The organism is uncultured Paraglaciecola sp. (assembly GCF_913058035.1).
In the GTDB taxonomy this organism is placed as follows: Bacteria; Pseudomonadota; Gammaproteobacteria; order Enterobacterales; family Alteromonadaceae; genus Paraglaciecola.
Map to the genome: position 1 here is coordinate 1 of NZ_CAJXPA010000149.1, position 11,107 is coordinate 11,107.

General features: G+C 34.8%; 7 protein-coding genes. All 7 read right to left on the reverse strand.

Going from position 1 to position 11,107, the window contains the following annotated elements; translation table 11 throughout:
• Positions 1–112: 112 nt before the first annotated feature.
• On the reverse strand, positions 113–1,006 hold the full coding sequence (locus tag QZ562_RS16255) for an HD domain-containing phosphohydrolase (protein WP_293762373.1): 894 nt from the start codon (positions 1,004–1,006) through the stop codon (positions 113–115).
• A gap of 22 nt (positions 1,007–1,028) precedes the next feature.
• Positions 1,029–1,400, reverse strand: coding sequence for a response regulator (locus QZ562_RS16260; protein ID WP_293762375.1), 372 nt, complete (start codon positions 1,398–1,400; stop codon positions 1,029–1,031).
• A gap of 5 nt (positions 1,401–1,405) precedes the next feature.
• Complete coding sequence (locus QZ562_RS16265) at positions 1,406–2,941, reverse strand: response regulator (protein WP_293762377.1); 1,536 nt, start codon at positions 2,939–2,941, stop codon at positions 1,406–1,408.
• A complete protein-coding gene (locus QZ562_RS16270) occupies positions 2,938–3,768 on the reverse strand; it encodes a CheR family methyltransferase (protein WP_293762380.1) in 831 nt (276 codons plus the stop codon). Before QZ562_RS16270 ends, QZ562_RS16265 begins: the two co-directional genes overlap by 4 nt.
• Positions 3,755–7,711, reverse strand: coding sequence for a response regulator (locus QZ562_RS16275; protein ID WP_293762383.1), 3,957 nt, complete (start codon positions 7,709–7,711; stop codon positions 3,755–3,757). The genes QZ562_RS16270 and QZ562_RS16275 overlap by 14 nt, the downstream gene beginning before the upstream one ends.
• A 303-nt stretch (positions 7,712–8,014) precedes the next feature.
• Complete coding sequence (locus tag QZ562_RS16280; protein WP_293762385.1) at positions 8,015–10,642, reverse strand: PAS domain S-box protein; 2,628 nt, start codon at positions 10,640–10,642, stop codon at positions 8,015–8,017.
• Between the two features lie 105 nt (positions 10,643–10,747).
• On the reverse strand, positions 10,748–11,107 hold a 360-nt coding region (locus QZ562_RS16285; RefSeq protein WP_293762387.1), incomplete at its 5' end, for a hypothetical protein.

The following is an 11,107-nucleotide window of genomic DNA, read 5'->3' on the forward strand; positions in this document are numbered from 1 at the left end:
ATCTAGAGCAGTACGTACTAGAAAATACAAATCTCTATAGAAACTCTACTCACGCTTATTAGTGATAAAAAAGCACACCAGCCTGAATAGTGAAAATTAATCAAATAAAAAATTAACTTGCCTCATTAATTCTATTGCGCTCAATAATAATTTCATCACTAATAGATAAGAATGCTTTAACAACTGCTGGATCAAAATGCGTTCCGTTGTTCTCTTTGACCATCGCAATCGCTTTCTCATCAGAGAATGCTTTGCGGTAACATCTGTCCATTGTGAGTGCATCAAAAAAATCAGCCAAGCCAACAATTCGTCCACTTAATGGGATTTGATCACCTTTTAAGTTTGATGGGTATCCGCTTCCATCAAATTTTTCGTGATGTGACAGTGCAACTTCTTCTGCCATTTGTAATAAAGGCACCTCTGAACCACTTAAAATATTAGCGCCATACTCAGGATGCTTTTTCATACAAACCCACTCTTCTTCTGTTAATTTACCAGGCTTTTTTAATACACTGTCTGGAATGCCTATTTTTCCTATGTCGTGCATTGGACTTGCCTGTTCTAGTAAATCACAGTAAATTTTATCTTGTCCATAAGCATGAGCGATCATTGAAGATATTCGACTCATCCTAACAATGTGGACACCCGTATCATCATCTTTAAATTCAGCAGCTGTCGCTAAGCGCCTTATAGTATCTAGATGGGACGATTCTAGAGCTTTATAAGATGCATCCTTTTGTGCCATCAAGAGCATAAAGTCCTGATTAAACCGCTCTAATTGTTTATATGCCGCATTTTTTTGGCTTTCATGCAAAGCAGCGATATCTTGCGCTGCAAGTAATTTTTGAATGTCTTGGGCATAACGAAAAAGCTGGGCTTGCAAATCTTTTTTTTCTATATTGGCAACATCAATAAAGTCATTGGAAGATTCGCTTTCTATTTTTGACGATGTAAGCTTTTCAACCAAAACATCCATTTTATTTCCGGTAAAATTTTGAACTTCCATTTCACAAACCTCGATTAAATATTTATTCTAATGCTTTCTTAACATTGTCGATTAGCTCTAACGGACTGAAAGGCTTAACCAGATAATTATCCGCACCAACCCGCTCCCCTTCTTCCACATCTGATTTTTGTCCTCGGGCAGTAAGGAGCAACACATAGGGTACTTTTTCATTTTGCCCCTGTTTCAGTTTTTCACACACCTGATAACCATTAATATCACCAGGCATCATCACGTCCAAAATCACTAAATCAGGTTGAATAACTTTGGATAGCTCTAAGGCACGTTGACCGTTTTCAGCTTCATGTAATTCATAATCACCAAACTCTAGTGTCATACGAACTAATTTCCGTAATTCACCTTGGTCATCAACAATTAAAATTATTTTTTTACTCATCACTTTTACCTCTTTATCTCGTTCTTTATAATCGGTAACCACACCGTGGCTGTCGTTCCCTTTGTCGTGGTGCTTACAAATTCAACATTTCCACCATGGATAGATATTATCTCGTTCACAAGTGACACACCTAATCCGCTGCCTGGAACAGAGCCTGATTCATCTGCTCGGTAAAATCGCTCACCAACACGACCAAGCTGTTCTGCGGTCATGCCTATTCCCTTATCGATTACACTGACACCAAACTGCCTATCTCCGTTCTTTTCTCTTTCGCTTGTTTGTAAAATAACATTTTCATTTTCTGGTGAATATTTAAACCCATTACTCAGTAAGTTACTCAATACCTGGCGCATTTTATCAACATCAAAAGACAGTAAAGGCCAGTCCCCTTGTGTCTGCAGGTCCACTTTTCGTCCACTAAAAGCACCTTTAACATCAGTGCATAATTCTTGAACAACACCTTGCAGTGTATTTTCTTGCATATGAAAATCTTTACCTGCGCGAGCCTCTATTCGCGACAAATCGAGAAGCTCGTCTAGTAAACGTTTTAAGTGTAATGATTGTCGGTGAATAGTGTCAAAAATTTTATGTGATGTTTCTTTGTCATACTCACGTGCCATTAATAGTTCAGAAAATCCATATATGCTGGCAAGTGGTGTGCGTAATTCGTGAGCCGCAGTAGATAAAAAATCACTTTTCATTCTATCAATTTCTATTTCATGGGTTACATCCCTAAAATAAAGGACTTGGCCATCTTTTTCACCTTCAGGTCCATACATTGTTCTGATGTTACAGTGAAGAATAAGTGCGGTTGGGCGAGAAAGATAAACCATTTGTTCACCATCTTCTTCACCAATACATTTCACGTCAACCATTTTAGAGGGATCAAACAAACTGGCCATTGATTCAATAAACATTTCAGCAGGTTTACCAATTAACTTATCTAATTGAAGTCCGGTCATATTTAAAAAGGCAGGGTTGATATAATGGATATGACTGTCTGCACTGACTAATACAAATCCATCTGGGCTTAGAGTTAAGATAGTATTCAATTCACGGGTTCGTTCTGTCACCTTTTCTTCTAAAGACTGTAAAAACGAGTTATTTTGAGAAAGCTTACTGTTTAACTCATTTAGTTCTTTTATTTTTTCATGCTCTCGCATAGCAAATTTATGATACGTATTGAGCCGATGAACAAGCTCATCCGCATCGATAGGTTTTACAAGATAATCAATTGCCCCTAGCTCCTTCGACTTCTGAAAAAACGCGCTTTCTTTTTTGTGTGCACTGACGAATATCACAGGAATATTTGCTGTTTTTTTCCTCAGTCTGATGATAGAAACAAACTCAAATCCATCCATATTTGGCATCTGCACATCGCACAATATCAGGTCCACAACTTGCTGATCGATATAACTGAGTGCTTTGATTGCACTAGATATACCTTTTAATTCAAAATGTGGATTTTGCTCTAAAATAGTAATCAGTGAAAATATATTTTCTTGGATATCGTCGATAATGAGTATTTTAAATTTTTTCATATACACACCTCATCATTTATTTTTTGATAAGTCTTATGTTTTGAATCAATCATACGAAAATGTTCAGAGATACCTTTAAAATTCATATGTTCACTATGACCTAAAAATAGATAGCCTCGATAACGTAAAGAATTTTTTAACATACGTAGTGAACGCTTTTGTAAGTTGTCATTAAAGTAGATAAATACATTGCGACAAAATATCACTTCAAATTCATTAAAAACCTTATCACTCACTAGATTGTGAACAGAAAAATATAAGTTTTTTAGCAAACTTTGATTAAAGTGGACCGTTTTTATTTCCCAGTTAATTGTGTAAAAATTTCTAAAGTCTCTTTTACCACCACTCAGGTAGTAATTTTGGGTAAAACCAATAACATCCTCAATAGAATACGTTGCTCTTTTAGCCGCTTCTAACGCTTTTTGATTAATGTCAGTGCCATAAATTATGGTCCTGTCATAGAGGCCCTCTTCTTCAAGTATTATGGCCAATGATAATGCCTCTTTTCCAGATGCACATCCACAAGACCATACTCTTACTCTAGGATAAGACTTTAAATCAGGAACAACTTGCTCTCGAAATATTCTAAAAGGCTCAATATCCCTGAACATATCACTGACATTAATTAAATAACAACGGATAAAGCTATTAAGTTTAAACTCGTCTTTGAGAAGTGTCTCAGTGAAAGTATCGATATCTGAAATTGACTGATGAGACATTTCATTTTTTACTGCCCTTATTGAGAAATCAATATGGTAATCAGTTAAATCGTAACCGTAGTATTCATGAATAGATGCCAATAAATTCTGAACCTTATCCTTCATCATAAGGCCTCTGATATGTTGACCAAATTTTTAAAAGCGATAACAGTTGTTCGTGATCAATCGGTTTAGACATATATTCATTCGCACCCGCATCAATACAAAGCTGTCGGTCCTCAGCTTGCGCTTTTGAAGTAAGCGCAATAATCGGAATGTTTTTTAAATTATTATTTTTTCTAATCGCTCTTATTGCCTCGTAACCGTCCATCACTGGCATCATGATATCCATAAGAACAATATCAAACTTTTTTTCTGTATTTTGAAGCAGCTCTAAAGCCTCCTTACCATTTTGAGCAGAGGTTATATCTAGACCTTTAACCTCTAGAACAGCAGATAAAGCATATAAATTTCTTATGTCGTCATCTACCATTAGCACTCGCTTACCTTCGAGCCTCAAGTCAGTGTTCATGGCTTGGGAAAGAAGTTGCTGCTTTTCCACATTTAATGAGTTTTTAACACAGTGTAAAAATAATGATACTTCTTCTACTAATCGTTCATTCGATGTAGCCGTTTTTAAAATAATTGCATCGCTGTATTTTCTAAGGTTTGTCAATTCATCACTGGTTAAGTCTCTTGCGGTATAAATAATAACGGGGATCTTTATATTTTTTTCTTCGATTAACTCTAAAAGTTTAAATCCGCTCATATCGGGAAGGTTAAGGTCGACAATTGCGCAGTGATATTTGTTAATTAATAACTCATTCAAAGCCTTTTTTGCGGTATTGACGACGGTTACAGAAATATTTTTATCTGTTAAAAGTTCTTCTAAGAATTCTGCTTGCACATTGTCATCTTCAATAAGTAATATGCGCTTCTCAGTGTCTTGAACGAAGTCAACCAAAGAAGTAATCAACATGTTAAGTTCATCTTTTATAATTGGCTTTTGAATAACATCTATGGCACCTAAATTCTTGGCGATCGTTTGTGGTTCCATACTAGATAAAATTTTAACGGGTATATGTCTAACATTTATATCAGACTTAAGAATTCTTAGTACTTCCATACCATTTAAGATTGGCAATTGAATATCAAGTATAATAGCGGTGGGTATATGCTCTCTAGCCAGAGAAATTGCGGTGTTACCATCAAAGGCGATTATCGCTTTATACCCGAGCTGATGAATTTCTTCTATAATAATATTAGCAAAATCTGTGTCATCTTCGACAACTAAAATAACGATATCATGATGTTCTAACTTGTCTCTATCATCAGCAGTAAAAACTGGACTTTTTCTTTCCATTCTATCTATAGCCAAAGGTGCATTGTCGAATTCAAGATGTTCTATTAAATTTTCATCTATTAAATCGGTATTAATTTTAATCGGCAGGTAAATACAAAAGGTTGAACCATTATCAATAGTTGATTTTACAAAAATTCTACCGCCCAATAAGGCTGTTAATTCTTTAGATATACTCAGTCCCAGTCCTGTGCCACCATATTGCCTGCTGGTCCCTCCATCGGCTTGTTTGAATGCTTCAAAAATAAGATTGATATTTTCTTTGGCAATACCAATACCATTATCTTCCACTGAAATAACGATCGGTCTGAGAACCCTATCTTCCTCAACATTGGATGTCACTTCAATTGTAATGCGGCCACCATTAGCTGTAAATTTTATAGCATTGGAGAGGAAGTTTCTCAGAACCTGCATTAGTTTTGCTTTATCAGTTGAAAAAGTTCTCAATACCCTCGGATCTATGATTGACTCGAATTCAATATTTTTTGCATCAGATTGAGGCATAAAGAGCTCTTTAATCTCATGTACGAGTGAGCTAATGTCTGTCTCGCCAATATTAAGGGTCATAAGTTTGGCTTCTATCTTGGAAAGGTCTAAAATATCGTTGATAAGATCCAAAAGGCTACTGCCTGCATCGTAGATTATTGCAGCTTGTTTATTTAATTTGGTTGATTCAATTTTTTTTACTTTAGAAAGAGAATTTGAAAGCAACAACATAGAATTAAGTGGTGTTCTGAGTTCATGTGACATATTCGCTAAAAATTCAGATTTATAACGGTTTGCGTTTTCTAAATCTTGTGCTCTTTTATTGACTTCAAGCTGAGAGGCTTCCAACTCACGATTTTTTATTTCAAGTTCATAGCGCTGACTCAACATAGCTTGAGTTTGCTCTTCTAGCTCTTGAGTTTGTTCTTCTAGCTCTTCATTTTGTGATTTTAGTTGCAGTGATTGTTGTTCTAATTCTTCTGAAAGTGCTTGGGATTGAGCAAGAAGCGCGTTGGTTATATTAACTTGCCTGGCTGCATAAAGTGACCCAGCAATAATCAAAAGGGCGGAGTCAATATATTCGAGTACTATCGGATTAAACTTTTCATATGACGCAACTTCAATAACACCGATAAGCTGCCCTTTAAAAATAAGTGGATGTATGTAAATATTTAATGATTTTTCTCTGGTTGTGCCACTTTGAATAACGCGTCCATCAGGTACATTAGATAACAATATAGGCTTCTTGTTATAAGCCACTTGTCCTACTAAACCTTCACCTAGTTTGAAAACACTCGGCATATCAGACGGTTTGCTGAAAGCATAAGAGCCTTCGAGTTTTAAAACCTTATCTTCCTTGTCGTAGATGTATAATGCTCCCATACCGGCGTTTACATACTGAGATAACACATTAATAGACGTATCAATTTGATCCTTTAGTATTCCATCTCCTAAAACACTAGTGTTAATCAAAGCAATTCCATCTTTAATCCAGTTTTGATTTTCAGACTCAAGACGGTTTTCTCTAAGTAGTTTTATAGCATCACTTATAACGCTTGCTAGTGTACCTAGTTCATCACTATAAACTTGACCTTGTGTATGAACTTCAAATGTATCATTTTTTATCGCGTTTACTTGTTTATAAACACTCGCCAATCTCTCATTGAAGTATCGATACAAGATAATACTAAAATAAATAAGAGTCATAATAAAAACGCTAAATACCGTCACTAAATTGGTATAAGTTTGTTCTGACATATCATCAGATGCGATTTTTGCATCATTCAATTTGGAATCATTATAGGTTGATATATCAGTAACTAATCGACTGGCATTAAAAATATAATCTCGGGATTTTGTAGAAGATAATACCAATGCTTTTTGATTAGAATTTTCCATCGACAAAGTCAGTATTTTCGAATGGACTTCATCATATTTTTTTAGTTCGACTAGTATTTTATCAATTTGCTTATTTTTATCTGAATCAGAGATATTCCTGAGTGTTTGCGCATCCACATGGACTTGTTCCAAATGTTTTGTGGAACGTATTGCCATCTCTGACATTTCACTTTCATTGAGTAACAAAATGGTATGACCAGTATCCCGAATAGACTTCAAAATAGCTGATTGTATGTTGGAGATTAATATTAATGCTTTTGTCTTTTTTTCTATGGATGCTCTGTCTAGATCTATACTTGACAATTCAGTGAGTATTTCATCATGAATAATTAAAGCGAGTTCATCTGTTAATTTATCTACGCGTTTTATTGTGTTGCGCGCATCACCACGTATCAGAGATCTAGCTTTTTCGCTTGAATTTTGTATTGTTAGGTTATAAATGTTTTCATAAACGACCACATATTCATCATAAATCGTTTTGAGAGCAGCTAAGACTGAAATGTTTTCTTTATCTATGAGTACTTTCAACTCAACCATGTTGCTTTCGATATCCTCTTTCGTATTCAAAAAATGACGATTGTATTTTTGCATTTCTTCAATGGTTAGTGCCAAAATTAGATTTTTTTCAGTTCTATCTAGTTCTAGAAAGTTTGCCATTATGTCTTTGCTCAATGCAGCCTTAGCAGAGTCTTGATTGATCACTTTCTTGAAGCTTTCAGTCATAATGTTAAGACTATTGACACTTATAAACAGTACTACAAAAGTCCCAATTGTAGAAAAAATACCAATCAAAGCCAGTCTGTTCATCAATGTTAAATTTTTAAACACGAATACAACCCAATTCCATGATCTTAATAATAACAATAGGCATCATTTTTAATTTTTCCTCTATTTAATACAGAAATTAATCTATTAATAATAATTTTTTTATTTTTAACTTCATCGGGTATTTCAATAAAAATGAGCTGATCCAATAGATATGTATCGATACACATACTTGAACATTGCTTTGGATTTCCATAGCACGTTTTTTGTTAACGTCATGTGTTAATTTAATCAGGGCAATAAAGATAATAATTGAGTGAGATGATCTTTTTAAAAGGATTAAAAATTTAGTTAATATCATGTAAGCTAAACCTGAGGGTTAATGTTAACAATGGGAAGCCATACAGTTACCCTAGTTCCCTTTCCAGCAACACTTGAAAACTCAACATCTCCACCATGAATTGAGATTATCTCTTTTACCAACGATACGCCTAATCCGCTACCCGGTATAAAACCAGATTCATCAACTCGGTAAAATCGCTCTCCGACACGGGCAAGCTGTTCAGGTGTCATGCCTATACCATTATCAATGATGATGACACCAAACTGCTTATTTCCGTTCTTTTCTCTCTCGCTTGTTTGTAAAATAACGTCTTCACTTTCAGGTGAATATTTAAATGCATTACTTAATAAGTTACTAAATACTTGACGCATTTTATCAATATCAAAAGACAATACAGGCCAATCCCCCATAATCTGAACATTCACTTTTCGGCCACTAAATGCACCTTCAACTTCAACACATGACTCTTCTACTATGTCTTGAAGTGTGTTGTCTTCCATATGAAAATCTTTTCCGGCTCTGGCTTCTATTCGAGATAAATCAAGAAGCTCATCCAGTAAGTGCTTAAGATTTAATGATTGCCGATGAATGGTTTCAAGTATTTTATAGGATGTATTTTTGTCATAATCACGAGCCATTAGTAATTCAGAAAAACCATAAATACTGGCAAGTGGTGTTCGAAGTTCGTGAGCAGCGGTGGATAAAAAATCACTTTTCATTCTATCAACTTCTGTTTCATGAGTTACATCTCTGAAATAAAGTACTTCACCTTCTTTGCACCCATTCGATCCGTACATTGTCCTGTGGTTAACTTTGAGAATCCGTACGCTAGGGCCAGAAAGATAGACAATTTGCTCTACGTCTTCGCCTCCAATATAGATTTTTCCACCTATTTGATTTGGATCAAATAAGCGGTTCATTAATTCAACAAATATTTCAGCAGGTTTATCAATTAATGCATCGGATTTAAGTCCCGTCATATCTAAAAAAGCAGGATTGATATAACGAATGTAATTATCAGCACTGACTAATACAAAGCCATCTGGACTTAGTGTTAAGATAGTATTCAACTCACGCGTCCGTTTGGTCACCTTCACTTCCATTTCAGAGCGGTAACTATCAAGCTCAGTAATATCTTGCCCTACCCCAACAGCGCCCACCACATTTCCAAGCTCATCGCGGCGTGTCGTAGCATTAAGTAATATCATGACTGAATTATTAATTTGAGTATGTAATGAGAATTCAAAATTAGAGGTTTCATCACCCTGTAATGCTTTTTGAAATACCTCGTTAACTGAATGCCGATAATTCGCAGTGATAAATTCTTCAACTAAGTCTTTACCCCGAACTTCATCAGCATGAAACCCCGTAATCTCAGCTGCTTTTTGATTCCATTCATTTATCTTACCTTTTGCATCAATACCAAAAATAGGTGCATTAGCAGTATCGATGAATCGGACCCAATTATCTGCCACTTGCTTAGACAATTGTTGAGCATTAATTAGCTTATTTTCGTTATCACGCCTTTCAGATATATCTTTTATGAATGCGGTAAATATCTGCTCGGAATCTGATTTTGTAGGTGAAATAGAGATCTCAATCGGAATAACATGACCATCCCTGTGTAAGCCAAAGAGCTCCAATCGTTTTCCAAATACAGGACCGTTACCTGTTTCAAAGAAGTGTTTCATACCGCGTGTATGAGCTTCACGCATATTTTCAGGAATAATGTATTCTGCTAAGGTTTTACCAACTATTTCATCATAGCTCCAACCAAATACATCTTCTGCTACGTTGTTGAAATCAATAACATTACCACTGGAGTCAATCGTAATCATTGCATCTAAGGATGCTTCCAAAATGGCTTTGTTGTAGCCCAGTAAACGTTTTATTTCAACATTTTGTTCTGTTAACTGTTGAAAGCTTTGAGAAATAATTTGATGGTTATTTTTAAATGCGTCTATTAATAAGTCTGTTTCGGTTGCTGAACTTGTAGGCCAATTAATATAATCCACATCAGGGTTTAATTTAATGTCATTTGTTATTTTTGTAAGTTCGACAAGTGGCTTAACAATTTTTCTTGCAAAATACGTGGTGAATATCATTGAAACTAACACTATTCCAAAGATCACAAATAGTAAGAATGTATAGTCTTTACTCAACGTATCAACTTGATTTTTTAATGGCGATAAAATGGTAAGTTTCCAGGGAAATTCATTAGAAATCATTTTTTCTTTCATAAAATATGAATTTCTCCATTTCGTTAATGTGGGTACATTTTCATCCTCAATAATTAGGTGGAACAAATTTTTTTTGTTTTCAAAAGGTAAATTAGACCAGGTTACACCGGGATGTCCTCCGGGGATTTCGACAGATGGGAGATTAGAAAAAAATAATTTTAAATTATTGTCAAATAATTCAAAATTAAACTGACCAAATTTCAAAATTCTGTTGCTGATTATTGAAGCTATGTGTTTTTTTGTTATAACGCCTATTAATGAAGTATCGTGCAACGGCTCAGTTGAAATGGGAGTCACTATTGTAATAATTCTTTGATTATCAATTACAGAATTTGCGCTACTGATCTCCACACGGTTACTTTTCAATGATTCTTTGTAAGAAGGTTGTAAAAATAAGTCTTTGCCAAGCATTTTGTTACTGAAACTTGCTTCTTTAGAAAGGTAATCAGCAACCACAATTCCATTATTAACGAGTAAAACGTGATCGAAGTGTTGAAGTGATAATTGAAAGTTTTGTTAAAAATCGCGCACTTTATTTTGTGTGAAAAGTGTAATAAATTTTTTATTTTTTGATAGGTCATCTAAAATATTTTTCTTTGTCAGTATGTCTGTCTCAATGTCCTGACTTATTGTTTTTAAATTCGTGTCATACGCCTCTTCAATGGAATTAATGGACAACTCAGTCATTCTAAAATACTCGTCTCTACTTTCTAACACCATAAGAATAAGAATAGGTACTAATAATGTGGCAAGCGAGAACCATCTTATCGATTCTTCCAAAGAAGAACTGACTAGTTTATTATTTTTATAGCCCTCAACATTGAAAAATTTAATCAATAATATTGCTAACGATACGTTAAGGAATCCATTAAAAAT

What these genes read in the sequence shown, in the direction of transcription:
- QZ562_RS16270 (WP_293762380.1), bottom strand. Translation starts at nt 3,768, where the DNA reads ATGATGAAGGATAAGGTTCAGAATTTATTGGCATCTATTCATGAATAC.
- QZ562_RS16255 (WP_293762373.1), bottom strand. Translation starts at nt 1,006, where the DNA reads ATGGAAGTTCAAAATTTTACCGGAAATAAAATGGATGTTTTGGTTGAA.
- QZ562_RS16260 (WP_293762375.1), bottom strand. Translation starts at nt 1,400, where the DNA reads ATGAGTAAAAAAATAATTTTAATTGTTGATGACCAAGGTGAATTACGG.
- QZ562_RS16265 (WP_293762377.1), bottom strand. Translation starts at nt 2,941, where the DNA reads ATGAAAAAATTTAAAATACTCATTATCGACGATATCCAAGAAAATATA.
- QZ562_RS16280 (WP_293762385.1), bottom strand. Translation starts at nt 10,642, where the DNA reads ATGCTTGGCAAAGACTTATTTTTACAACCTTCTTACAAAGAATCATTG.